Source organism: Pseudomonas reidholzensis (genome assembly GCF_900536025.1).
Taxonomy (GTDB): Bacteria; Pseudomonadota; Gammaproteobacteria; order Pseudomonadales; family Pseudomonadaceae; genus Aquipseudomonas; species Aquipseudomonas reidholzensis.
This window is the reverse complement of sequence record NZ_UNOZ01000002.1, coordinates 130074-155234: the sequence shown is the minus strand read 5'-3', so window position 1 is coordinate 155234 and position 25161 is coordinate 130074. Positions and strand designations below refer to the sequence as shown.

The following is a 25161-nucleotide window of genomic DNA, read 5'->3' as shown; positions in this document are numbered from 1 at the left end:
GTTCAGGCAAAAGCTGGAAACATTATGGCGCTAGCCATGTCTCCTACAACATGTGCACCATGACGCGCGTGCAATCCACAATTAGGGGATATCCCACTTATGCAACGTTTTCTTAGCATCGCCCTGGCGCTGTGCGTCGGTCTGACGCTGAGCCTGGACGCCAACGCCAAACGCTTCGGCGGCGGCAAGAGCTCGGGCTCCGCGCCTATCCACCAGACTCGCCAGGCCACGCCAACCACGCCTGCCGCCGCAGCGACCACGCCAGGTCGCGCACCGGCTGCCGCCAGCGGTGCTTCGCGCTGGCTGGGCCCACTCGCCGGCCTGGCCGCCGGTGGCCTGCTGGCGTCCATGTTCATGGGTGACGGCTTCCAGGGCATGCAGATCATGGACTTCCTGATCATGGGCCTGATCGCCTTCCTGGTGTTCCGCTTCATCGCCGCGCGCCGTCGTCAGCAACAGCCGCAAGCGGCCGCTGCCGGTCACGCGCCGTTCCAGCGCGAAGCGCACACCCAGCAACCGGCCCAGCCGTCGGTGTTCGGCGGTTCCGCCGGCGCTGCCGCCGCGCCAGCGATCAACGCCCCTGCCTGGTTCAACGAGCAGAGCTTCCTTGCCGCCGCCCGCAGCCACTTCCAGTCGCTGCAGCAGCACTGGGACGCCAACGAGATGGACAAGATCGCCGAGTTCGTCACCCCGCAACTGCTCGAGTTCCTCAAGCGTGAGCGTGCCGACCTGGGTGATGGCTTCCAGTCCACCTACATCGACAACCTCGACGTACAGCTGGAAGGCGTAGACGACCGCGCCGACAAGACCATCGCCACCCTGACCTTCAGCGGTCAGTCGAAGACCTCGCGCTTCGACCAGGGCGAAGTGTTCAGCGAAAGCTGGCACATGGAACGCGCCCAAGGCGAAAACCAGCCTTGGATGCTCGCCGGTATCCGCCAAAACGGCTGATCCTGACGCGCTGCTACAAAAAAACCCCGGGCTTGCCCGGGGTTTTTGCTTTTGCCGCAGTGCCCTACTAGGGTATAACGCGCAGCGTTGTCATCAAGGTAGAGGATCTGAACCGTGGAAGAAGTGATCGAACAACTGCGTGAAGCCAATGAGCCGGTGCCGGTGCCCCTGGAGCTTCCTGACGAAGATCAGCTGGTCGAGATCGAGGAGCAGCTGTTCATCAATATTCCTTTCGTGTTCAAGGAATACCTGCTGACCGTCAGCGATGTGATCTATGGCAGCCTCGAGCCCGTCACCGTCACCGATCCGCAATCGCATACGTACCTGCCAGAAGTGGCCGCCAACGCCTGGGATGCGGGGGTGCCGCGCGAGCTGATCCCGATCTGCCAGAGCGGTGACGACTACTACTGCGTCGAGGAAGACGGCACTGTGGTGCTGTGGTCCGGCGACGAAGAACTGGTCACCGAAGAGAGCTGGGAGTCGGTCTGGCACTGGGTGCGCGACGTCTGGCTGGAAAGCTGAACGCGAACTGCTCTCATAAAGTAATGGCCATTGGCTAGCAATAGCCTTAACATCGCCAGGCTTTCTGCGCCTGGCGACTTCGCTACCGTGTCATCCCCTCGGACTTCGATGAAGGCTCGCGCAGGGAGCATCCCTCTCAATGCGAGGCGTCACGGTTGTTGTCCAGGGTCTCCAGCAACGCGATCTGCATGCGCGTGTGCACCCGGATGAACCAGCGCCAGAGCAGCGCCACCACCACCGCCGCCACTACCACGATCACCAGCAGCAGCTCGTTGGTCGGCAGGATGCTCGCCGACAAGGCCGACAGCAGCAGGAAGATCACCAGCAGCGACAGCAGCGGGATCACCTCGGCAATCACGCGACGCACGCGCTGGGTATGCCGCCCGGCCATCTCCGGCTTGACCCCCATCTCCGCCAGCAGCATCGACAGCGCCTTGAGCTTGCGGTACGCGGCGATCAGGAACGGCAGCGACAACAGCAGCGCCGCACCCCAGATCAGCGCCTTCTGCTGGCTGACATCGCCTACCCACTCGCTGAGCCACGCGCCAATGCGCTCGGCAAAGTAGCCGCCACTGAAGAAGATCGCGATCACCAGCGCCAGGTTGACCCCGACCTGCAGCAGGATCCGCCGGATCATCGCCGCCAGCATCGCACCCTCGCCTTGCGGCTGGATGCTGCGCAGCCATTCGCCGTACAGCGACAACACCCGCGACAGGCGGCTGGGCATGACCTGGCCAAGCTTGATCGACAGCGGATCGGCCGCGCGAATCAGGTACGGCGTGAGCAGCGTGGTGATCGCCGAGACCGCCACGGCGACCGGATAGAGAAAGTCGCTGGTGACCTGCAGGGTCATGCCCAGCGCCGCGATGATGAACGAGAACTCGCCAATCTGCGAAAGCCCCATGCCCACCCGCAGCGAGGTGCGCCCGTCGTTGCCGGCGATAAAGGCGCCCATGCCGCACGAGAGCATCTTGCCCAACACCACCGCCAGGGTGATCACCACGATCGGCCAGGCGTAGTCGATCAGCACCTGCGGGTCGATCATCAGGCCGATGGCCACGAAGAAAATCGCGCTGAACAGGTCGCGGACCGGTTCGATCAGGCGCTCGATCTTCAGCAACTGGCGTGACTCGGCCATGATCGCGCCGATCAGGAAGGCGCCAAGGACCATGCTGTACTCGAGCTTGACCACCAGCAGGCAGAAGCCGAAGCACAGCCCGAGCACGGTGATCAGGAGCATCTCGTTGCTTTCGAACTTGGCCACGTAGGCCAGCAGCCGCGGCACCAGCAGAATGCCGATGACCAGCGCGACGATCATGAACAGCGACAGCTTGCCGACCGTCGAGAACACCTCGCCAGAGCTGACCGAGCCACTCACGGCGATGCCCGACAGCAGGGCGATGATGCCAATGCCGAGGATGTCCTCGACGATCAGCACGCCGAAGATCAGCTGGGCGAAGCGCTCGTTCTTCATCTTCAGGTCGTTGAGCGCCTTGACGATGATGGTGGTCGAGGAGATCGCCAGGATCGCGCCGAGGAACAGCGAGTCCATGGTGCTCCAGCCAAACCAGCGGCCGATCTCGAAGCCGATCCAGATCATCAGGACGATTTCCAGGAACGCCGCGATAAACGCCGTGGCACCGACCTTGAACAACTTGCGCAGGCTGAATTCCAGGCCCAGGCAGAACATCAGAAAGATTACCCCCAGTTCGGCGAGGATCTTGATGGTGTCTTCGTCATGAATAAGGCCGAATGGCGGCGTGTGCGGGCCGATGATGAAGCCGGCGACGATATAGCCGAGCACCACCGGCTGTTTGAGGCGATGAAAAAGGATGGTCACCACCCCCGCCACCAGCATGATCACTGCCAGGTCCTGGATAAAGCTGATCGCATGCATGGCGTGGTACTCCTTTTCACGTGGCCAACGCAGACCGCTCCTCAGCCAGGGGAAACCCGAGCGAACAGCCGGTACATACTGTGTTTGATGCAGGAAAGCCCATGTTGCATGGGCTCGCTCAGGTTAACATCGCGCCTCGGCGCAAAAGCGTTGGTGCAATATGCAGAAACAGATCGGCCATTGTCGGCGCGGCTGTTTTGCTGTGACAGGCTTGGCCGGTGCCCCGGGCAAGCAAAACCACGTGACGATGGAACGCCACGCGACGTCCCGTACCAGGATGGGAAATTTCAACAGGGGAACAAAGAAGTGTCTGCAGATACCGGCCCCGATTCAGCGCAACCTCACCGTGAGCACACTATGGAACCTGGAAACGCCCAGCTGACTATGACCGTCCTGATGACCCCGGACATGGCCAACTTCTCCGGCAACGTACATGGCGGCACCTTGCTCAAGTACCTCGACGAAGTGGCGTATGCGTGCGCCAGCCGCTATGCCGGCACCTACGTGGTGACCCTGTCGGTCGACCAGGTGGTGTTCCGTGAGCCGGTTCATGTCGGCGAGCTGGTGACCTTCCTGGCCTCGGTCAACTTCACCGGCAATACCTCGATGGAAGTCGGCATCAAGGTGGTCACCGAGAACATTCGCGAGCGCTCGGTGCGCCACTCCAACAGCTGCTTCTTCACCATGGTCGCGGTCGACGACAACCGTCGCCCGGTACCGGTACCGGCGCGCCTGCCGCAGAGCAGCGAAGAGAAACGCCGCTTCCTGCAGGGCAAGCAGCGCCGGCAGATCCGCCAGGAGCTGGAAAAGCGCTACCAGGACCTGAAGACCGACGCCATCTAGTCCGCCAGGCGTTGCGCCTCGAAGCGCACGCGGGGGTGAGCGATGCGATCCTGGGCCCGCACCAGCTGCAACTCGTAGCTGGCGCTGGCCTGGGTTTCCAGCAACACCTCATGCACCGCCGCGGCGGTGTACTCGAAGGCCTGCAGCCAGCTGTCGCCGAGCAGCACTCGCGCCAGGAACAGGCCCGAGGTCAGGTCGCCGACGCCGACCGGCTGGCGCGGGAAGCACAGCAGCGGGCGGCGCAGGTGCCAGCTGCCCTCGCGGGTCACCAGGAGCATCTCAAAGGCATCTTCGGCACGCCCGGGATAGCTCAGGTGCTTGACCAGCACCACCTGCGGCCCACGCTCGAGCAGGCCGCGCGCCATCGCCACGCAATCATCGAGCGACTGCGCCCGACGCCCGCTGAAGCTGTCCAGCTCGAGTTGGTTGGGGCAGAGGATGTCGGCCTTGGCGGCTGCCTGCTGGAGCAGGAACTGGCTGACCTCTTCCGGCACGCTGCAGCCCTTTTCGGCGTGGCCCATGACCGGATCGCAGAGGTACAGCGCCTTGGGGTTGACCGCCTTGATCCGCTCGACGCCGGCGAGAATCGCCCGGCCTTGTGCGGCGCTGCCCAGGTAACCGGAGAGCACCGCGTCGCAGTGCCCCAGTTCGCCGATGTTGGCAATGCCTTCCACCAACGCAGGAATTTGCGCTGGAGCAAGCACTTCTCCCGCCCACTGGCCATACTGAGTGTGGTTGGAGAACTGCACGGTATTGAGCGGCCAGACATTGACCCCTATCCGCTGCATGGGAAACACCGCGGCGCTGTTTCCGGCGTGGCCGAAGACCACGTGAGACTGGATAGCGAGCAGGTGCGGGGTTCGTTTCATGCAGAGATTTCCAAAGCTGATTCAGGATGAGAGCGACGCGCAGTATGAACTCGATTGCCACCTGTACGACAGGCCAGGGACGCAGTTAAGCTGGATCTACCTGTTTGGAGCCTATGCACATGTTGACCCTGGAGAACCTCTTCGTCCTGATGGTGCTGGCCGCCGCAGGCGCCTGGCTGTGGCACAACCATGGGCTGCGCGAGAAAGCCCTGGCGCGGGTCAAGCAGCATTGCGCCAAACTGGACCTCGAGCTGCTGGACGACGCTGTCGCGCTCAAACGTATCGGCTTTGTCCGTGACGCCAACGGCCGCAAACGCCTGGCGCGCATCTACAACTTCGAGTTCACCGTCACCGGTGAGCATCGTCATCCGGGCACGGTCACCCAGTTCGGCGCCCACACCCTGCAGATCGAGCTGGCGCCCTACCCGTTCGAGATCAAGCCTACGCCGCGCGCCGATAACGTCATCGAGATGCAGCAGTGGCGCCAGGAGCACAATCGCTGGCGCAACGATCAGCGCTGATTGCGACAGGCTGCCAAGGCAGCCTGCAACGCTTCAGCGGGCTGCTGCTGGTCGGAGATCAGTTCGATCCGTGAATCCCTGCGCCACGCGCTCGGCTGCCAATCCACCGCGCCGCCCGCCAGCCCGTTGAACGACTGCCAACCCGCTTCGCTGTGGATAACTCCCTTGGCCCGACGCCATGCCCACGCCTTGAGAAACCGCTCGACCTGCGCTGAATCGAACTGCTGTGAGGGGTGCCAGCGCCAGCCGATACTCCAACCGCCCTCCCCTTGTTGAGCAAGCACAATCGGCGCCTTGGGATCTGTCCACAGGGTGGCGAGTGACGCAGTAGCGTTGTCCACAGGGAGATCCGTTGTTACCAACGCCACAGGGGCGCTTGTGGAAAACTCCAACAGGCGCTCGAGAGGCAATTTTCCGTGCTCGGTCCAGACTACAGGCTTATTTGAAAACTCTTTATTTATCAACAACCTATGCGATTCATCCACAGCCGACGATTTGTTACCTATCAACAGGCCAGCGGCACCGATTGCCTCCCGTTGCGCCTGGGGCAACGGCTCTCCCCGGGCGAGCGCTTGAGCGTCCAGCACCATGACCAAGGGTTGAACGCTAAGCACTCCCGCCCACGGCGCCTGACCGAGCTGGTTGAGCAACTGCAGTGGGTGACCGAGGCCTGATGGCTCGATAAACAGGCGATCAGGCCGTGCCTTGCGCAGCAGCCGAGCCAAGCCGACCTGGAATGGCGTGCCATTGACGCAGCACAGGCAACCACCGGCCACCTCGCTGATCTCGACGCCGTCCTCATCGCGGCTGAGGAGTGCCGCATCCAGGCCGATCTGGCCGAATTCATTGACCAATACGGCCCAGCGCTGGTTCGCCGGGCGTTGTTCCATCAGCTGACGGATCAGGCTGGTCTTGCCGGCGCCCAAGGGCCCAGCGATGACGTGGGTAGGTATGTTCTGCAACATCGGTAGGCATCTGGCCAGACGAAGGGCCGCAACGCGGCCCAAGGGTGAATGTTGCGACCACTATGCTCCGTCAGGCCAACCAGTCAAGGCTGAGCAACAGCCGCCGTTGACCGGCTGCGGTCAGCGGCGACCTGTGGACAACCCCCGCGCCTTCGTTACCTAGCCAGCGTTCGCCCTTCAACACTGCGACGTCCCCGGCCTGCAAGCGCTGGACCTTATCCACAGGTGGCTGAACCTGCTGCAAACGCAGTCGATCAACATCGCCTTCCTTCAGCCACTCGCTGCCGGCCCCTGAATAAGTCGTCAACAGACGCAGGGCAACTTTATCCACATGGAAGCGCGGGCACATCGCACCCTCCAGTACGCGCAGTCGCAGGCCCACACGCCGGGCACCGACCAGGCAGGTATAGGCGGCCACCAGCCACGAGACATCGGCGACGAAGCTCTCATAGCCGTGCAAGTCTGCCGCACCTGGCAACAAGCCGGGCAGCACGGGCGTTTCCTGCTCGTCCACCTCGATCACCCGCTCATCCGAGAGCAATTGCCCGAGGCTGAGCAGCACTGTGGAAAAGTCTTCGAGCTGCGCCGGCAGGCGACGCTGCCAGACCGCCAGGTTGACCCCGTCCTGCAGCACCTCGGTCAGCACCTGGGGCGATTCTCCCAGCACCTGAAAGATATCCACAACCGTCGGCGCCAGCTTCATGCCGCTATCTCGTCATCGTGCCACTCGCCAAACGGATCCGGCAGATCCAGCCAGCCCGCAGGCCCACTGGCCATCTCCTGATCACTGAGCAAGCAGGCATCGAGTGCTGTGGATAGTTTTCCGAAGTCGATATTCTGCCCAATGAACACCAGCTCCTGTCGGCAATCACCGGTTTCCTCGGTCCACTGCTTGAGAATCGCTGCCGAGTTATCCACATCCTGCGGCCACTGCTCACGCGGCACGAACCGCCACCAGCGGCCCGCAAAACCATGGCGCATCATGCCGCCCGCCTGCGACCAGCTGCCGGCCTCCTGATACTTGCTGGCCAACCAGAAAAAACCCTTCGAGCGCAGCAAGCGGCCATTGCTCCACGGGCTGTGGATAAAGTCGTAGAAGCGCTGTGGGTGCAACGGCCGGCGAGCCTGCCAGGTGCTCGCGGCAATGCCGTACGCTTCGGTCTCCGGCACATGCTCGCCGCGCAGCTCCTGCAGCCAGCCCGGGGCCTGTGCCGCCTGATCGAAGTCGAACAGCCCGGTGTCGAGAATGCGCGCCAGCGGTACCTGGCCCATCACCATCGGCACGATCTGCGCGCGGGCGTTGAGGCTGCGCAGGATCGCCATCAACTCTTCGCGTTGGTCCTGGCCGATCAGGTCGATCTTGCTCAGCAGCAGCACGTCGGCGAACTCGATCTGCTCGATCAGCAGATCACTGATCGAACGCTGGTCCTCCTCGCCGAGGCTCTCTCCGCGGCTCTCCAGGCTGTCGGCGGCCTCGTAGTCCCGCAGAAAGTTCAGGCCGTCGACCACAGTGACCATGGTGTCGAGGCGGGCTATGTCCGACAGGCTACGACCCTGTTCATCGCGGAAGGTAAACGTCTCAGCCACCGGCAACGGTTCGGAGATACCGGTCGACTCGATCAGCAGGTAATCGAAGCGACCGTCCTCGGCCAGGCGCGCGACTTCCTCGAGCAGGTCTTCACGCAGGGTGCAGCAAATGCAGCCGTTGCTCATCTCCACCAGCTTTTCCTGCGCACGGTTGAGGCTGACGTTGCGCTGCACTTCGCTGGCATCGATGTTGATTTCGCTCATGTCGTTGACGATCACGGCGACGCGCAGGTTGTCGCGGTTGCGCAGTACATGGTTGAGCAAGGTGCTCTTGCCAGCACCCAGAAAGCCGGAGAGCACGGTGACAGGGAGACGCTTGGACATGGGTAGACCTCATCAGGCGAAGGCATTCGAAACGATGCATTGCTTAATGTTATATTATAACAATACACTTTAGCCAAGCTGCTCTGCCGAATGGCGCTCACGCAACCGGCTCTGTGCCCTGCCTCAAGACGGAATTTCCATGACCCTCGCGACCCTGCCCGACATCGCCACGCAAACCCACCAGCGAAACCAGCCGCTCGACTGGGTCGGCATGCAAGGCATCGCCCTGCCTGTGCGGTTCGCCGATACACGCTTGAGCGCTAGCGCCAGCGCTGGCGTCAACCTCGATGACGGTCAGTCGCGAGGTATCCATATGTCACGGCTCTACTTAGCACTGGCATGCCTGGAGCAGCAGGAACTGAATCCACAGGCCCTTCGACGTCTGCTTGCGCAGTTCCTCGACAGCCATGAGGGCTTGTCCTCGGCAGCATCTGTGCGCATCGACTTCGAGCTTTTGCTGAAACGCCCCGCCTTGGTAAGCCCCTTGAGTGGGTGGAAAAGCTATCCGGTAACCGTCGAGGCACGCATCAAGAATGAAATGTTCCACGTGGAACTATTTGTGCGAATCCCCTATTCGTCGACCTGCCCGTGCTCGGCTGCCCTGGCTAGACAGCTGATTCAGGCGCAATTTCAGGCGGATTTCGAAGGGGCTGATGTGGATCGGGATTCAGTATTGGCGTGGTTGGGTAGTAGCCAGGGGATCGTTGCAACCCCCCATAGCCAACGCAGCGAGGCACAGATAAAAGTCAGGCTGCTGGACGGTGGTTCAGAACTGCCCGTCATCGACCTGATTGAGCGGGTGGAAGCCGCGTTGGGAACGGCAGTGCAAACCGCCGTGAAACGCGCGGATGAACAGGCGTTTGCATTGGCCAACGGGCAGAACCTGATGTTTTGCGAGGATGCAGCGCGGCGGGTGGATGAGGCTTTAAGAAAGGCCGCGTGGGCCAGTGGCTTTACTCTGCGCGTGGAACATGCCGAGAGCCTGCATGCGCATGATGCGGTGGCAGTCAGTCAGTGGCGCTGGTGATCCGGATGGGGCTGCAGTGCAGCCCCAGACATTTCAGTTAGCGGCCCGTGGCTTGACGGTTCCGCAGTCGTTGCCTAACCACAGCGCTCGCGTGTTCATGCTGCCCTGCTGCTGAACACCCGACGCATTGAACGTCCCGTTGACCTTGGTGGTGAATTCCCGATCACTGAGGAATGTTGCTTCGCCAGTGCCCTGTGCCTTGGGGCAGCTGAACTCGAACTTCCACACATTACCGGTGCGGTCGGTAATCTTCTGGGTGCAACCGGACTTCGGATCGGTCAGCGGAATGTCATCCGACTTGACCTGCTCCGGCGTCAGGCAAGAGCGCACACCATTGCCCGCTACCGTTATGCCCTGCTTGGACAACGCGCCCTCCATCATGGCGCGCTGCTCTGGCGGCAGGTTCTTCAGTTGGCCCAGCATGAAACCCATGTCGGGCAACTGCTTGCCATCGACCTGCATGTTGCTGGTGGTCAGCTCCCACAAGCCGGGTTGCAACATCTGCGCATTGACCAGTGGGCTGGCCATCAGGCCCATGGCGAGGGCGAACAGTGGCAGACGAATCTTCATCGATGGATGCTCCTAGTCATTCCCAGCCACCTGGCTGGACACAGCTTAGACGTCATTTTCCCTCGCGGGTTGCACGCGGCCCCACGAACGTGGTCTGTTAGCAGACGAGGTTTCGTCAAGCAGGATGCGTATGGATTACCACAGCCCCTACTTCTTCGGTTACGTGCTCGGCCTCATTCACCTGCTCGGCATCATCGCCGCGCTGCATGCCGTGTTTACCGTGCGCACTGCACAAGGCGCGATCGCCTGGGCGATGTCGCTGTTGTTCATCCCCTACCTGACGCTGATCCCCTACCTGGTGTTCGGCGCGCGCTCGTTCTATGCCTACATCCAGGCCAGGCGTCAGGCCAACCAGGAGATGCACGTGGCCATGGCCAACCTCAACTGGCGGCCCTGGGTCGAAGAAGCCCTGACCGCCCGGGAGTCGGGCAGTTACGCTGCCCTGCGAGCGATGCCCAAGTTGAGTCGCATGCCGTGCCTGGCCAACAATGACGTGAAGCTGTTGATCGATGGCGAAGCGACCTTCGACGCCATCTTCGCGGCCATCGAGCAGGCCCGTCAGGCGGTACTGATTCAGTTCTTCATCATTCACGACGATGGCATCGGCCGTGCGCTGCAACAGCTGCTGCTGCGCAAGGCCGCCGAAGGCGTGCAGGTCTTCGTCCTCTATGACCGGGTTGGCAGCCATGCCCTGCCGGCCAGCTACAGCCAGGTGCTGCGCGACGGCGGTGTGCAGATCAAAGCCTTCGCCACGCGCCGCGGCTGGTTCAACCGCTTCCAGGTGAACTTCCGCAACCACCGCAAGATCGTCGTGGTCGATGGCGTGCAAGGGTTCCTCGGTGGGCACAACGTCGGCGACGAATACCTGGGCGGCAATCCGCAGCTGTCGCCGTGGCGCGATACCCATGTGCAGGTCAGCGGTCCGGTGGTGGCCTGCCTGCAGGAGTCGTTCGCTGAAGACTGGTACTGGGCTACCCGCGAGCTGCCGCCGCTGATCCTGCCCGACACCTACCCGGACAACGGCGTGCTGTGCCAAGTGCTGGCCAGCGGCCCGGCCGATCCGCAGGAGACCTGCTCGCTGTTCTTCGTCGAGGCGATCCATTCGGCAACCCATCGGGTGTGGATCACCACGCCCTACTTCATCCCTGACGAAGCGGTGTTCGCCGCACTGCGCCTGGCAGTCCTGCGTGGGGTGGATGTGCGCATCCTGCTGCCGGCGCGCCCAGACCACCGCATCGTGTACGCCGCCTCCAGCCTGTTCGCGTTCGAGGCAGTGCGCGCCGGTGTGCGCATGTTCCGTTTCCAGCCCGGCTTCCTCCACCAGAAGGTGGTGCTGGTGGATGACGAGGTCAGCGCAATCGGCAGTGCCAACCTGGACAACCGCTCGTTCCGGCTGAATTTCGAAATCACCTTGTTGACCGTCGACCGGGTATTTGCCGACCAGGTGGAAGCGATGCTGCTCAATGACTTCGCCCAGGCCAGGGAGATTACCGCCGAAGACAGCCGCGATACGCACCGCCTGCAACAACTGGGGATGCGTATCGCGCGGCTGATCTCGCCGATCCTGTAAGCGTGGTTAGCGGTAGAGGTCTTCGCGGGTCCAGGGCAGATCATGGTGGCCATCCGCGTAAGGCTTCACCGCGAGGATCTGGTGCAGGTTGATCCAGCCCTTGCTGAAGGCGTAGGCGCAGCCCGCCAGGTACAGCCGCCAGATGCGCAGGGTCTTCGCCGGGACGAGGGCCGCCGCGCGGTGCAACTGGTGCTCGAGGTTCTCGCTCCAGTGGTGCAGGGTCTTCGCGTAGTGCAGGCGCAGGCTCTCGATATCCACCACTTCCATGCCGGCCGTGCACAGGCTACTGGTGATCATCGCCAGGTGCGGCAGCTCGCCATTGGGGAACACGTAGCGGTCGATGAATGCACCGGCGCCGCGCCCCACCGGGCGCCCGTCGACATGCTTGGCGGTGATGCCGTGGTTCATCACCACGCCCCCTTCACGGACTGCGCCGAACAGCTTCTGGCAGTACAGGTCGAGGTTGGCGTGGCCGACATGTTCGAACATGCCGACGCTGACCACCTTGTCGAAACGGCCATCCTGCGGCAAGTCGCGGTAGTCGAGAATCTGCAGGTCGACACGCTTCGCCAGACCTTCGTCCTTGACCCGCTGGCGGGCCAGCTTGAGCTGCTGCTTGCTGAGGGTGATGCCGAACACCTTGGCACCGTATTCGCGCGCGGCAAAGCGCGCCAGCCCGCCCCAGCCACAGCCGACATCGAGCAGGTAGTCATCCTGCTGCAGGCGGAGCTTGCGGCAAAGGTGATCGAACTTGTCCTGCTGGGCCTGATCGAGGGTGGCATCGGCCTCCTTGAAGTAGGCGCAGGAATACGCCATGTCCTGATCCAGCCACAGTTGGTAGAAGGCGTTGGAGACGTCGTAATGGTAGGAAATCGACTCGGCGTCGGTGCTCTTGTCATGTGGCACACGCTGGGGAGAGGCACCGTCCTGATCCTTGAACAGGGCATCACTGAGTTCATCACACACCCGGATGGCTTCGCCGATATCGCCTTCGAGGTCTAGCTTGCCTTCAACGAAGGCGGCCCCCAGCTCACCCATGCTGGGGTGAGTGAGCTGGCCGATCAGCTGAGGTTCCTTGACCAGGATGGTCACCTGCGGGCAGGGGCCGAGGTCAAAGTGGTTGCCGTCCCAAAGCTTGAGACGCAATGGCAACACCAGGTGCTGCAACGCAGGGGGAAGTTGCGCAAGCATCGAATCACCCTCCTCTGAATTTCGGACGTCTTCGAAAGAGGGTAGTTCATCCCTACGAAGTTTCCGTCTGGAAACGCTCAGCCAGAAACGGCGTGATATCCAGCGGCAACGCCTCGCTGTGGATCACCTTGTCGAGCAGCACCCCGGTAATTGCCGACGTCAGGATCCCGGTGCGGAAATGCCCACAGGCATTGAAGTACCCCGCCACACCGTCTACTGGCCCCAGAATCGGCAGCTCATCCGGAGAGCCCGGACGCAGCCCTGCCCAGGTGCGCTTGAGGTTGGCCTGCGCCAGCGCCGGTACGCAGCGCACAGCGCCCTGCACCAGCCCGCCGATCTCGGGGAAGGTGGTGCTGACATCGAAGCCCTTGTCCTCGGTGGTGCTGCCGATCAGGATCTCGCCGTTGTCCTTCTGCGCCATGTAGCAATCGCTGGTGGTGATGCAACCGTCGAGCAACTTGGGCAAACGCTCGGTGAGGACGATCTGGCCTTTGACCGGCGTGACCGGAATGCGCGTGCCCGTGGCCCACTCGCTCAGCTCCGCCGCCCAGGCGCCCGCGGCATTGATCAGGGTCTGGCAGTGGAACTCACCGGCCTGCTCGGTACGCACGCCTATGATCCGCGCGCCCTCATGCAGCACCTCGGTGATACGGGTGTTCGGGTACAGGTCGACGCCATTCTGCCGCGCCGCCTCCAGGTAGGCGTCCCCCAGGCGAAACGGACTCACCTGGTGATCGCTGAGAAACTCCAGCGCACCGGTGGCCTGCAAGGTCACCGCCGGTTCGGCTTCGCGCAGTGCCCGGCGGTCCAGCCAGCGCACCTGCTCGGCAAGGTGCGGGATCTGTTTGACGATGTGCTCGGCGTACAGCTGGTCCTCTTCATCCTGAATCACGTACTTGAGCCCGGTCCGCTCGAACTTGAAGTCCATGCCATGGCGCGCGATCAGCTCCGCATGCAGCTGTGGATAAAGTGCGTTGGACTGCAGCGCCAGGTCGAAGAAACACGGGGGAAGGATATGCGGCGTACTCGAGTCGACCGCTACCGCCGCACCGTTGGCCTCACGCTTGGCCAATGACGACAGCATGCGAAAGAAGATCACCCCGCAGCCCAGGCCGACCGATTCGCCGATGGCCCACAAGCCGCCCGCCGAAGCGCGGGTGGCATTGCCGGGGCGCTTGTCGTCGATCAGGGCAATGCGCAGGTTGCCGCGTTTGGACAGCTGGTAGGCGCAGGACGCGCCAATCACGCCGCCGCCGGCGATGACGATGTCGTAGGTCTTGCTCATGTTCAGGCCTCGGGGGTCAGTGGCTGGAAGGCGGAAAACGGCACCGGGTCGACCGGAAAACGCGGCCGCAACCAGCCGACATCGACGCGACCGGTCGCGGCGCGCAGGCGGTCGCTGCAGTAGCCGACGCACATCCGTCCCTGGCAATCGCCCATGCTTACCCGGGTGCGCATCTTCAGGCTGGCCATGTCCTGCACGCCTTGCTCGAGCGCCCGGTCGATCGCCCCACGGCTGACCTGCTCACACCGGCAGATCAGTGTGTCGGCCTGCGCCAGCCCAACCTGCCCCGCGCCACGTGCGGTGTAGCGTTCCACGCCGGAGCGGAAGCGCTTGATCGCCGCCAGCTTGCCCAGGTACAGCTCGCGACGCTCGATGGCCTGTTCGGCATCGAGCACCGCCAACTGCTGCAGGATCGACACCGCCGCGATACGCCCGCTGAGCATCGCCGCCTCGCCCCCACGAATACCCGCCATGTCCCCGGCCAGGTGGACATGCGCCTGGCTGCTCTGCTGCCAGACATTGCACTCGGCGCGCAGGTAGCCATCTTCGCTGAAGCCATGCGCCAGCCCCAGTTGCTGGCTGAGCTGGGTACGCGGAATGAAGCCGTAGCCCACCGCCAGGGTCTGCACCGACTCGTGCTGCACGCGGCTCATGTCCGCATTCCAATCATCGTCATAGGGCGCCACGCTCACCTCGCTCAGCTCGCCCTCCCCTTGGGCGCCGACCACACCCCAGCCGTAATGCATGGCGATGCCGTTGAGCTTCATATAAGCGAGCATGCTCAGGCCGGCGAGAAACAGCTGCGGCTGGTTCATCAGGGCCAGGCTTTCGCGCGCGATGCGCTTGAACGCGCAGGCTTCATACACCCCCGCCACCTTCGCCCCGGCAGCGTGCAGCTGGCAGGCCACCAAGGGCAGCAACGGGCCAGTGCCAGCGATCAAGGTGCTACCCAAGGGTTTGACCGCGTTGCTCTTGATCTGTAACTGCAGGCCACCCAGCAGCATCACCCCCGGCAAGGTCCAGCCAGGAAACGGCACATTGCGCTCGTGGCAACCGGCGGCCAGCAGCAGTTGGGCGTAGTCAATCTGCTGCAGTTGCTCGTCGGCATCCAGTAGCATCAGCGACTGCCCGTTCCCGCCGACCACGCGGCTGTTCAGGCGCAGGTCGATCAACTCGCGACACACCGCAAAATCTTCGTGCAGCCGGGTCAAGGCCTTGCTGTAGCGTGCCCCCAGATACCCCAGGTCGACCCCGGCACGCAGCGGGCCACGGAACACCACGCCACCCGGACGCGACGCCTCCTCCAGGACCACGCTGGCAACCCCATGCTCGGCCAGCTCGATAGCCGCTGCCAGGCCTGCCGAGCCACCGCCGACAATCACTGGACGCACACTCATGAGCGCTCCCTCGCATCAGCGTGAGTGTCGATCCGCATGCCGGCCCGGACCACCGTCTGGCAGGCGCGACGCTTGGCTCGCCCGTCGATGGCCACCAGGCAGCAATGGCACACACCCATGCCACAGAAGGCAGCGCCGGCCTGGCCGTGGTCATTACGGGCCAGCGGCCGCAGGCCCACTGCATTGAGCACGCTGAGCACGGTTTCACCGGGGGCGGCGGTCACAGGCTGGCCGTTGAGGTCGAGTGTCAGCAGATCAGCCCCGAGGGGCTGGATATCGAGGATTCTTTCCATCGTCCGTCCTACCTTGTCGTCAGTGTCCAAACAGGCAGTCACGGTAAGGCAGGGGCAAACAAAGAGAATTGATCTGATACGTACGTAGCCTGTAAGAGATTTCCCAAGCATGTGAAAGAAAAAAGCCCCCTTTCGGAGGCTTTGTTCGGAACAGCATCGCTGAAATCTGTTTACTCGACAGTCACCGACTTGGCCAGGTTGCGTGGCTGGTCGACGTCAGTGCCCTTGAGCACTGCCACGTAGTACGACAGCAGCTGCAGCGGGATGGTGTAGAGGATCGGCGCCAGGGCGTCGGCAATGTGCGGCACCTGGATCACGTGGGTGCCTTCGCCATTGGTCATGCCGGCATGCTCGTCGGCGAACACCACCAGCTCGCCACCGCGTGCGCGCACTTCCTGCAGGTTGGACTTGAGCTTCTCCAGCAGTTCGTTGTTCGGCGCCACGGTGACCACCGGCATGTCGCTGTCGACCAGCGCCAGCGGGCCGTGCTTGAGCTCACCGGCGGGGTAGGCTTCAGCGTGGATGTAGGAGATTTCCTTGAGCTTGAGCGCCCCTTCCATCGCCACCGGGTACTGCGCGCCACGGCCGAGGAACAGCGTGTGGTGCTTGTCGGCGAACAGCTCGGCGACTTTTTCGACCGTGCCGTCCATGGCCAGGGCTTCGCCCAGGCGGGTCGGCAGGCGGCGCAGTTCTTCGACCAGCTCGGCTTCTACGCCGGCCTCGAGGGTACCGCGCACGCGGCCCAGGGCCAGGGTCAGGAGCATCAGCGACACCAGCTGGGTGGTGAACGCCTTGGTGGAGGCGACGCCGATTTCCGGGCCGGCCAGGGTCAGCAGGGTCAGGTCGGATTCACGCACCAGCGAGCTGATGCCGACGTTGCAGATCGCCAGGCTGCCGAGGAAGCCGAGCTCCTTGGCGTTGCGCAGGGCGGCCAGGGTGTCGGCGGTTTCGCCAGACTGCGAGATCGACACGAACAGGGTGTCGGGCTGCACCACCACCTTGCGGTAGCGGAACTCGCTGGCGACTTCGACCTGGCAAGGGATACCCGCCAGGCTTTCGAGCCAGTAACGGGCGACCATGCCGGCATGGTAGCTGGTGCCACAGGCGACGATCTGCACATTGCGCACCTTGGCGAACAGGTCGGCGGCTTGCGGGCCGAACGCCTGGACCAGCACATGATCGTTGCCCAGGCGGCCTTCGAGGGTGCGCTGGACCACGGTCGGCTGCTCGTGGATCTCCTTGAGCATGAAGTGGCGGTAGGCGCCCTTGTCGGCGGCTTCGGCGCCTTCGTGGTATTGCACCGTCTCGCGCTGGACCTGGGTGCCGGCCTGGTCCCAGATGGTGATCTGGTCACGGCGGATCTCGGCGATGTCGCCCTCTTCCAGGTACATGAAGCGGTCGGTGACCTGACGCAGCGCCAGCTGGTCGGAAGCGAGGAAGTTCTCGCCATGGCCCAGGCCGATCACCAGTGGGCTGCCACTGCGGGCAGCGACCAGGCGATCGGGCTGCTGCACGCTGATCAGTGCCAGGCCATAGGCGCCATGCAGGCGCTTGACCGCGACCTTGAGGGCGGCGGCCAGGTCAGGCGTGCTCTTCAGGGTGTGGTGGATCAGGTGGACGATGACCTCGGTGTCGGTCTGCGAGGCGAACACATAGCCCAGGCCCTTGAGCTCTTCACGCAGCTCTTCGTGGTTCTCGATGATGCCGTTGTGCACCACCGCCACGTCGCTGGCGGAGAAATGCGGGTGGGCATTGCTCTCGGTCGGTGCGCCATGGGTGGCCCAGCGGGTGTGGGCGATGCCCAACTGGCCGGCCAGCGGGTCGGCGGCGACGGCGGCTTCCAGCTCGCTGACCTTGCCGATGCGACGACGGCGCTGCAGGCTGCCGTCCTGGGTGTAGACCGCCAGGCCGGCGCTGTCATAGCCGCGGTATTCGAGGCGCTTGAGGCCTTCGATGAGGATGGTCGTGATGTTGCGTTCGGCTACGGCACCGACAATTCCACACATGATTATTGCTCCTGGCTGATCGCGGCGCAGATCAGGTTGATGCCGCGGGCTTTGAATGCTTCGCGTGCCGCAGGGGGCAGGCGGTCATCGGTAATAAGGGTATTGATGCTGCTCCAGGGCAGCTCGAGGTTGGGGATCTTGCGCCCGACCTTGTCCGACTCGACCATGACGATCACTTCCCGCGCCACGTCGGCCATCACCCGGCTGAGGCCCAGCAGTTCGTTGAACGTGGTGGTGCCCCGCTCCAGGTCGATACCGTCGGCGCCGATGAACAGCTGGTCGAAATCGTATGAGCGTAGTACCTGCTCGGCAACCTGGCCCTGGAACGACTCGGAGTGCGGGTCCCAGGTGCCGCCGGTCATCAGCAGCACCGGCTCGTGCTCGAGGTCGCTGATGGCACGGGCGACATTCAGCGAGTTGGTCATCACCACCAGCCCCGGCTGGCGACCCAGCTCCGGGATCATCGCGGCAGTGGTGCTGCCACTGTCGATGATGATCCGCGCGTGTTCGCGGATGCGCTCGACGGCTGCGCGGGCGATCGCCTGCTTGTAGCGCGACACCGGCTGCACGGTCTCACTGAGCAGCTCTTGCGGCACCGGTACGGCACCGCCGTAACGGCGCAGCAGCAGGCCGTTGGTCTCGAGGGCAGCGAGGTCCTTGCGGATGGTCACTTCCGAGGTTTCGAAACGCTTGGCCAGGTTATCCACACTGACCTCGCCCTGCTCGGCGAGCAAGGCGAGGATATTGTGCCGGCGTTGGGGCGTGTTTCGTTTCGACATGACAGGTTAAGTTTCGATTCGAAAGATAATGAAGGCAATCAAAACCTATGTTGGCCAATCCGTCAAGCCCGAACCACCCTGTGGATAAAAAATCGCGGGGCAAGCCCGCTCCCACGTGACACCCCTGAATGGCGTCATACGTGGGAGCGGGTTCGCCCCGCGATGAGGTCTGTGGATAACCCGCTGTGGATCACTCAGCCTTTTTGATTTTCTCGGGCCGCTTCCAACCGTCGATGTTGCGCTGGCGGGCACGGGCAACGCCCAACTGCTTTTCTTCGACGGTCTGGGTAATGGTCGAGCCGGCTGCCGTGGTGGCGCCGTCCTTGATTTCCAGCGGCGCGACCAACGAATTGTTCGAGCCAATGAAGACGTCTTCGCCCATCAACGTCTTGAACTTGTTGGCGCCGTCATAGTTGCAGGTAATAGTACCGGCACCGATGTTGGTCCGCGCGCCGACCTCGGCGTCGCCCAGGTACGTCAGGTGACCGACCTTGGCGCCCTCGCCCAGGTGCGCGTTCTTCAGTTCGACGAAGTTACCCACATGGGCCTTGGCCTCCAGCACGCTGCCCGGGCGCAGGCGGGCGAACGGGCCGGCATCGCTGCCCTCGCCCAGCACCGCACCTTCAAGGTGGCTGTTGGCCTTGACCACCGCGCCCTTGCGCAGGGTGCTGTTCTTGATCACGCAGTTGGGGCCGATCTGCACGTCGTCCTCGATCACCACCTTGCCTTCGAGAATCACGTTGACGTCGATCAGCACATCGCGACCCACGGTCACTTCACCGCGCACATCGAAACGCGCCGGGTCACGCAGGGTCACGCCCAGCGCCATCAACCGGCGGCCTTCACGCAACTGGTAGTGGCGCTCGAGCTCGGCCAGCTGGCGCCGGTCATTGGCGCCCTGCACTTCCATCGGGTCGTGCGGCTGCTCGGTGGCCACCACCAGGCCGTCGGCCACGGCCATGGCAATCACGTCGGTGAGGTAATACTCGCCCTGGGCATTGTTGTTCGACAAGCGCCCCATCCAGTCGGCCAGGCGCGCCGCCGGCAGGGCGAGGATGCCGGTGTTGCCTTCGTTGATCGCCTTCTGCGCGTCGCTGGCATCCTTGTGCTCGACGATCGCCGTCACCTGGCCCTGGCCATCGCGGACGATGCGCCCGTACCCGGTGGGGTCGTCGAGGTTGACGGTGAGCAGACCGAGCTGTTGTTCGCTGACCTTGGCCAGCAGGCGCTGCAAGGTCTCGACTTCAATCAGCGGTACATCGCCGTAGAGCACCAACACGGTGTCGGCGGTCAGGGCCGGGATCGCCTGGGCAACCGCATGACCGGTACCGAGCTGCTGGTCCTGGAGGATAAAGTTGAGGTCGTCCGCGGCCAGCTGCTCGCGCACCCGCTCGGCACCATGGCCAATGACCACGTGGATGCCTTGCGGCTGAAGCTGGCGCGCGCTGTGGATAACGTGGCCAAGCATGGAGTTGCCAGCGACCGGGTGCAGCACCTTGGGCAGCGCCGAGCGCATGCGGGTGCCTTGGCCTGCGGCGAGAATAACGATATCGAGTGACATTGACTGGCTACCAATCCGGGGCGGTCAGCGCTGTGACCGAAGGGAAATTCGGAAAAAGAAAAAGGGTAGCCGAGGCTACCCTTTTACTCAATCGCAACAGCAGTGATCGGCCAGGCCGATTACTTGCCCTTGCGCATTTGCTGGACGGTACGCAGCTGGGCTGCGGCCTCGGCCAGACGTGCGGCAGCGGCGCCGTAGTCGAAATCAGCGCTTTTGCTGTTCAGGGCGTTTTCAGCAGCCTTGAGGGCTTCCTGAGCCTGAGCTTCGTCCAGGTCTGCAGCACGTTGCACGGTATCGGCAAGCACCTTGACCATGTTCGGCTGGACCTCGAGGAAACCACCAGAGATGTAGAACACCTCTTGGGTGCCACCCTGCTTGGTCAGCGTGATCGGACCTGGCTTCAGATTGGTGATCAGCGGCGCGTGGCCTGGAGCGATACCAAGATCACCCAGGTTACCGTGCGCAACCACCATCTCGACCAGACCGGAGAAAATCTCTCCTTCCGCGCTGACGATATCGCAATGGACTGTCATAGCCATCTGCTTGCCTCAACCTGATAGCGCCCCTTGCGGGGCGCAGGAATTACAGTTTCTTGGCTTTCTCGATCGCTTCGTCGATGCTGCCGACCATGTAGAACGCTTGTTCTGGCAGGTGGTCGTAGTCACCTTTGAGGATGCCGCTGAAGCCAGCGATGGTGTCTTTCAGAGACACGTACTTGCCTGGCGAACCGGTGAAGACTTCGGCCACGAAGAACGGCTGCGACAGGAAGCGCTGGATCTTACGAGCGCGGGCTACCAGTTGCTTGTCGGTCTCGGACAGTTCGTCCATACCCAGGATCGCGATGATGTCCTTCAGCTCTTTGTAGCGCTGCAGAACATACTGAACGCCACGCGCGGTGTCGTAGTGCTCGTTGCCGATCACGTTCGGGTCCAGCTGGCGCGAAGTCGAGTCCAGTGGATCGACCGCTGGGTAGATACCCAGGGAGGCGATGTCACGGGACAGAACGACGGTGGCGTCCAAGTGGGCGAAGGTGGTCGCTGGCGACGGGTCGGTCAAGTCGTCCGCAGGTACGTATACGGCCTGGACGGAGGTGATCGAACCTTCCTTGGTGGAGGTGATGCGCTCTTGCAGAACGCCCATCTCTTCAGCCAGGGTCGGCTGGTAACCTACTGCCGAAGGCATACGGCCCAGCAGTGCGGATACTTCGGTACCGGCCAGGGTGTAACGATAGATGTTGTCGACGAACAGCAGAACGTCGTTACCTTCGTCACGGAACTTCTCGGCCATGGTCAGGCCGGTCAGCGCTACGCGCAGACGGTTGCCTGGTGGCTCGTTCATCTGACCGTAGACCAGCGCTACCTTGTCGAGAACGTTGGAGTCCTTCATCTCGTGGTAGAAGTCGTTACCCTCACGGGTACGCTCGCCCACACCAGCGAACACGGAGTAACCGCTGTGTTCCATGGCGATGTTACGGATCAGTTCCATCATGTTTACGGTTTTGCCAACACCGGCACCACCGAACAGACCAACCTTACCACCCTTGGCGAACGGGCAAACCAGGTCGATAACCTTGATGCCGGTTTCCAGCAGGTCGTTGCCGCCTGCCTGGTCAGCGAACGAAGGCGCTGGCTGGTGGATACCGCGACGCTCTTCTTCGCCGATCGGGCCGGCTTCGTCGATCGGGTTGCCCAGTACGTCCATGATACGGCCGAGGGTGGCCTTACCAACTGGAACGGAAATGGCAGCGCCGGTGTCGACGACATCCAGACCGCGCTTCAAGCCTTCGGTCGAACCCATGGCAATGGTACGAACCACGCCGTCGCCCAGCTGCTGCTGAACTTCGAGGGTGGTTTCCGCGCCTTGTACTTTCAGCGCGTTGTATACACTCGGCACGCCGTCACGTGGGAATTCCACGTCAATGACGGCGCCGATGATTTGAACGATACGTCCGCTACTCATAGCTGGATCCTCTGAATATGTGAACCGTTAAACCGCGGCAGCGCCGCCGACGATTTCCGAGATCTCCTGGGTGATCGCAGCCTGACGCGCCTTGTTGTAGATCAGCTGGAGCTCTTTGATCAAATCACCGGCGTTATCTGTGGCGTTCTTCATGGCGATCATCCGGGCCGCTTGCTCAGCAGCGTTGTTCTCGACCACCGCCTGGTAGACCTGCGACTCCACGTAACGGACCATCAAGCCGTCCAGCAGCTCTTTGGCATCGGGTTCGTAGAGGTAGTCCCAGTGGTGCTTGAGTTCTTGATCCGGGGTTGCCACCAACGGTACCAACTGCTCGACCGTCGGAGTTTGGGTCATGGTATTGACGAACTTGTTCGACACCACGGAGAGGCGATCGATACGGCCATCCAGGTAGGCGTCCAGCATGACTTTGACGGAACCGATCAGATCGTTGATCGACGGTTCTTCGCCCAAGTGGCTGATTGCAGCTACCACGTTGCCGCCAAAGATGCGGAAGAAAGTCGCACCCTTGCTACCGATCACGCACAGGTCGATTTCGACGCCCTGCTCGCGATTGACGTTCATGTCCTTGACCAAGGCCTTGAACAGGTTGGTATTCAAGCCACCGCACAGACCACGGTCACTGCTCACCACGATATAACCGACGCGCTTTACAGGGCGCTCGATCATGAACGGGTGGCGGTATTCCGGGTTGGCGTTGGCCAGATGACCGATCACCTGGCGGATACGCTCCGCGTAAGGACGGCTAGCAGACATGCGCATTTGTGCCCTGCGCATCTTGCTGACCGCCACTTTCTCCATGGCGCTGGTAATCTTTTGCGTGCTTTTGATGCTCGCAATCTTACTGCGAATCTCTTTTGCGCCTGCCATGTATCACCTATCAGGTTAGCAAGCGGGGGCCTGAGCCCCCGCTGCGGCTTACCAGGTCTGGGTGGCCTTGAACTTCTCGATACCGGCTTTGAGGCCTGCGTCGATTTCGTCGTTGAAGTCACCCTTCACGTTGATCTTCGCCATCAGTTCAGCGTGATCACGGTTGAAGAAGGCGATCAGTGCTTGCTCGAAGCTGCCGATCTTGGAGACTTCTACGTCAGTCAGGAAGCCACGCTCAGCGGCGTACAGCGACAGGGCCATGTCCGCGATGGACATCGGCGCGTACTGCTTCTGCTTCATCAGCTCGGTAACGCGCTGACCATGCTCCAGCTGCTTGCGGGTCGCTTCGTCCAGATCGGACGCGAACTGGGCGAATGCAGCCAGTTCACGGTACTGAGCCAGTGCGGTACGAATACCACCGGACAGCTTCTTGATGATCTTGGTCTGAGCGGCACCACCTACGCGGGATACCGAAACACCGGCGTTCACTGCAGGGCGGATGCCCGAGTTGAACATGGCCGATTCCAGGAAGATCTGACCGTCGGTGATCGAGATCACGTTGGTCGGAACGAACGCGGAAACGTCGCCAGCCTGGGTTTCGATGATCGGCAGCGCGGTCAGGGAACCGGTTTTGCCAGTCACAGCACCGTTGGTGAACTTCTCGACGTACTCTTCCGAAACGCGCGATGCACGCTCCAGCAGACGGGAGTGGAGATAGAACACGTCGCCTGGGTATGCTTCGCGGCCCGGTGGACGGCGCAGCAGCAGGGAGATCTGACGGTAGGCAACAGCCTGCTTGGACAGGTCATCGTAAACGATCAGTGCGTCTTCACCGCGGTCACGGAAGAACTCGCCCATGGTGCAACCGGCGTATGGCGCCAGGAATTGCAGTGCGGCGGATTCCGAAGCACTGGCAACCACCACGATGGTGTTGGCCAGGGCGCCGTTTTCTTCCAGCTTGCGAACGATGTTGGCAACGGTGGAACGCTTCTGGCCGACAGCAACATAAACACAGAAAATACCGGAGTCTTTCTGGTTGATGATGGCGTCGATGGCCATGGCGGTCTTGCCGATCTGACGGTCACCGATGATCAGCTCACGCTGGCCACGGCCGACTGGGATCATGGCGTCGACGGATTTGTAGCCAGTCTGTACAGGCTGGTCTACCGACTTACGCCAGATCACGCCTGGAGCAACTTTCTCGACCGCGTCGGTCTCGGTGTTGCCCAGAGGACCTTTGCCGTCGATCGGGTTGCCCAGTGCGTCGACGACGCGACCCAGCAGTTCCTTACCAACCGGAACTTCCAGGATGCGGCCGGTGCACTTGGCGCTCATGCCTTCGGCGAGGGTGTCATAGGCACCCAGGACCACTGCACCCACGGAGTCTTGCTCCAGGTTCAGGGCCATACCGTAGACGCCGCCAGGGAACTCGATCATTTCGCCGTACATGACGTCGGCCAGACCGTGGATCCGCACGATACCGTCGGAAACCGAAACGACGGTACCTTCGTTACGGGCTTGGGAGCTCACATCGAGGTTGTCGATGCGGCCCTTGATGATTTCACTAATTTCGGAAGGATTGAGTTGCTGCATTGCTCTGCTGCCCCTTCAAACTCAAGATTTCAATGCTTCGGCCAGTTTCGCGATTTTGCCGCGAACAGAGCCATCGATTACCAGGTCGCCTGCGCGGATGAGGACGCCGCCGATCAGGCTGGCATCCTCCGACGCGTGCAGGCGAACTTCCTGGCCGAGCCGTGCACTGAGAACCTTGGCGAGTTTGTCTTGCTGTTCTTGGTTCAACGCAAAAGCACTGGTGACTTCCACGTCCACGGATTTTTCCAGCTCGGCCTTGTACAGCTCGAACAGGTCGGCAATTTCCGGCAGGAGCAGGAGACGGCCATTTTCCGCGGCAACATGAATGAAATTCTGTGCCTGTGCATTGAACTTGTCACCGCACACTTCAATAAAAGTGGCGGCCTTTTGTGCGCTCGTCAGTCGCGGGGCCTTGAGCAGGCGCTGCATGGTGTCGTCTTGCGACACAGCAGCAGCCAGGCCGAGCATGGCTGACCAATTGGCCAGTTGCTGATGGGCCTGGGCGTGCTCAAAGGCAGCCTTAGCGTAAGGTCGGGCCAACGTGGTCAGTTCTGCCATGATCG

Annotated in this window: 24 protein-coding genes; 6 read left to right on the top strand and 18 right to left on the bottom strand. The window is 62.3% G+C overall.

Annotated elements, in window-relative coordinates; translation table 11 throughout:
- Positions 1-99: 99 nt before the first annotated feature.
- Complete coding sequence (locus CCOS865_RS00855; RefSeq protein ID WP_119137107.1) at positions 100-951, top strand: Tim44 domain-containing protein; 852 nt, start codon at positions 100-102, stop codon at positions 949-951.
- A 114-nt stretch (positions 952-1065) separates the two neighbouring features.
- Positions 1066-1473: an SMI1/KNR4 family protein gene (locus CCOS865_RS00850; protein WP_119137106.1), complete on the top strand. Its 408-nt coding sequence runs from the start codon at positions 1066-1068 to the stop codon at positions 1471-1473.
- Between the two features lie 136 nt (positions 1474-1609).
- Here CCOS865_RS00850 and CCOS865_RS00845 read toward each other — a convergent pair whose 3' ends face one another.
- On the bottom strand, positions 1610-3370 hold the full coding sequence (locus tag CCOS865_RS00845) for a cation:proton antiporter (RefSeq protein WP_119137105.1): 1761 nt from the start codon (positions 3368-3370) through the stop codon (positions 1610-1612).
- Positions 3371-3727: 357 nt separating this feature from the next.
- Here CCOS865_RS00845 and CCOS865_RS00840 point away from each other — a divergent pair, with 357 nt between their 5' ends.
- Positions 3728-4213, top strand: a complete 486-nt coding sequence (locus tag CCOS865_RS00840) for an acyl-CoA thioesterase (protein WP_119137104.1) — start codon at positions 3728-3730, stop codon at positions 4211-4213.
- On the opposite strand, the gene pdxY is transcribed toward CCOS865_RS00840, so the two are convergent.
- Positions 4210-5082 carry a pyridoxal kinase PdxY gene (pdxY, locus tag CCOS865_RS00835; RefSeq protein ID WP_119137103.1) on the bottom strand — a complete coding sequence of 291 codons (873 nt, stop codon included), beginning with the start codon at positions 5080-5082 and terminating at the stop codon, positions 4210-4212. The two genes, CCOS865_RS00840 and pdxY, sit on opposite strands and share 4 nt — an antisense overlap.
- A gap of 119 nt (positions 5083-5201) precedes the next feature.
- On the opposite strand from pdxY, the gene CCOS865_RS00830 reads away from it, so the two are divergent.
- Positions 5202-5603 carry a DUF3301 domain-containing protein gene (locus CCOS865_RS00830; protein WP_119137102.1) on the top strand — a complete coding sequence of 134 codons (402 nt, stop codon included), beginning with the start codon at positions 5202-5204 and terminating at the stop codon, positions 5601-5603.
- Here CCOS865_RS00830 and CCOS865_RS00825 read toward each other — a convergent pair.
- The 3 genes from CCOS865_RS00825 to zigA form a co-directional block, all read right to left on the bottom strand.
- A complete protein-coding gene (locus CCOS865_RS00825; RefSeq protein WP_119137101.1) occupies positions 5594-6568 on the bottom strand; it encodes a CobW family GTP-binding protein in 975 nt (324 codons plus the stop codon). The genes CCOS865_RS00830 and CCOS865_RS00825 overlap by 10 nt on opposite strands.
- Before the next feature lie 70 nt (positions 6569-6638).
- Entirely contained in the window at positions 6639-7271 is a 633-nt protein-coding gene (locus tag CCOS865_RS00820; protein WP_119137100.1) for a DUF1826 domain-containing protein, read from the bottom strand.
- Positions 7268-8479 carry a zinc metallochaperone GTPase ZigA gene (zigA, locus tag CCOS865_RS00815; protein ID WP_119137099.1) on the bottom strand — a complete coding sequence of 404 codons (1212 nt, stop codon included), beginning with the start codon at positions 8477-8479 and terminating at the stop codon, positions 7268-7270. Before zigA ends, CCOS865_RS00820 begins: the two co-directional genes overlap by 4 nt.
- A 139-nt stretch (positions 8480-8618) precedes the next feature.
- On the opposite strand from zigA, the gene folE2 reads away from it, so the two are divergent.
- Positions 8619-9506: a GTP cyclohydrolase FolE2 gene (gene folE2, locus CCOS865_RS00810; protein WP_119137098.1), complete on the top strand. Its 888-nt coding sequence runs from the start codon at positions 8619-8621 to the stop codon at positions 9504-9506.
- Positions 9507-9539: 33 nt separating this feature from the next.
- Here folE2 and CCOS865_RS00805 read toward each other — a convergent pair whose 3' ends face one another.
- Entirely contained in the window at positions 9540-10076 is a 537-nt protein-coding gene (locus CCOS865_RS00805; protein ID WP_119137097.1) for a DUF3617 domain-containing protein, read from the bottom strand.
- Positions 10077-10206: 130 nt separating this feature from the next.
- On the opposite strand from CCOS865_RS00805, the gene cls reads away from it, so the two are divergent.
- Positions 10207-11646: a cardiolipin synthase gene (cls, locus tag CCOS865_RS00800; RefSeq protein WP_119137096.1), complete on the top strand. Its 1440-nt coding sequence runs from the start codon at positions 10207-10209 to the stop codon at positions 11644-11646.
- 6 nt (positions 11647-11652) lie between these two features.
- On the opposite strand, the gene cfaB is transcribed toward cls, so the two are convergent.
- The 12 genes from cfaB to CCOS865_RS00740 all read right to left on the bottom strand — a co-directional run bounded on the left by cfaB (position 11653) and on the right by CCOS865_RS00740 (position 25156).
- Entirely contained in the window at positions 11653-12837 is a 1185-nt protein-coding gene (gene cfaB, locus CCOS865_RS00795; RefSeq protein ID WP_119137095.1) for a C17 cyclopropane fatty acid synthase CfaB, read from the bottom strand.
- Positions 12838-12889: 52 nt separating this feature from the next.
- Complete coding sequence (gene hcnC / locus CCOS865_RS00790; protein WP_119137094.1) at positions 12890-14122, bottom strand: cyanide-forming glycine dehydrogenase subunit HcnC; 1233 nt, start codon at positions 14120-14122, stop codon at positions 12890-12892.
- A gap of 2 nt (positions 14123-14124) precedes the next feature.
- On the bottom strand, positions 14125-15519 hold the full coding sequence (gene hcnB, locus CCOS865_RS00785) for a cyanide-forming glycine dehydrogenase subunit HcnB (protein WP_119137093.1): 1395 nt from the start codon (positions 15517-15519) through the stop codon (positions 14125-14127).
- Positions 15516-15812 (bottom strand): (2Fe-2S)-binding protein, encoded by a 297-nt coding sequence (locus CCOS865_RS00780; RefSeq protein WP_119137092.1) that lies wholly within the window; start codon positions 15810-15812, stop codon positions 15516-15518. Before CCOS865_RS00780 ends, hcnB begins: the two co-directional genes overlap by 4 nt.
- Before the next feature lie 170 nt (positions 15813-15982).
- Complete coding sequence (gene glmS, locus CCOS865_RS00775; RefSeq protein ID WP_119137091.1) at positions 15983-17818, bottom strand: glutamine--fructose-6-phosphate transaminase (isomerizing); 1836 nt, start codon at positions 17816-17818, stop codon at positions 15983-15985.
- Between the two features lie 2 nt (positions 17819-17820).
- On the bottom strand, positions 17821-18597 hold the full coding sequence (locus CCOS865_RS00770) for a DeoR/GlpR family DNA-binding transcription regulator (protein WP_119137090.1): 777 nt from the start codon (positions 18595-18597) through the stop codon (positions 17821-17823).
- 190 nt (positions 18598-18787) lie between these two features.
- On the bottom strand, positions 18788-20158 hold the full coding sequence (glmU, locus tag CCOS865_RS00765) for a bifunctional UDP-N-acetylglucosamine diphosphorylase/glucosamine-1-phosphate N-acetyltransferase GlmU (protein ID WP_119137089.1): 1371 nt from the start codon (positions 20156-20158) through the stop codon (positions 18788-18790).
- Positions 20159-20277: 119 nt separating this feature from the next.
- A complete protein-coding gene (locus CCOS865_RS00760) occupies positions 20278-20697 on the bottom strand; it encodes a F0F1 ATP synthase subunit epsilon (RefSeq protein WP_119137088.1) in 420 nt (139 codons plus the stop codon).
- A 43-nt stretch (positions 20698-20740) separates the two neighbouring features.
- Entirely contained in the window at positions 20741-22117 is a 1377-nt protein-coding gene (gene atpD, locus CCOS865_RS00755) for a F0F1 ATP synthase subunit beta (protein WP_043199911.1), read from the bottom strand.
- Positions 22118-22144: 27 nt separating this feature from the next.
- Positions 22145-23005 carry a F0F1 ATP synthase subunit gamma gene (atpG, locus tag CCOS865_RS00750; RefSeq protein ID WP_119137087.1) on the bottom strand — a complete coding sequence of 287 codons (861 nt, stop codon included), beginning with the start codon at positions 23003-23005 and terminating at the stop codon, positions 22145-22147.
- Between the two features lie 48 nt (positions 23006-23053).
- Positions 23054-24598, bottom strand: a complete 1545-nt coding sequence (atpA, locus tag CCOS865_RS00745; RefSeq protein ID WP_119137086.1) for a F0F1 ATP synthase subunit alpha — start codon at positions 24596-24598, stop codon at positions 23054-23056.
- 21 nt (positions 24599-24619) lie between these two features.
- The gene (locus tag CCOS865_RS00740) at positions 24620-25156 is read right to left on the bottom strand and encodes a F0F1 ATP synthase subunit delta (RefSeq protein ID WP_119137085.1); all 537 of its coding nucleotides are present in this window, start codon (positions 25154-25156) and stop codon (positions 24620-24622) included.
- Between the last annotated feature and the right edge of the window lie 5 nt (positions 25157-25161).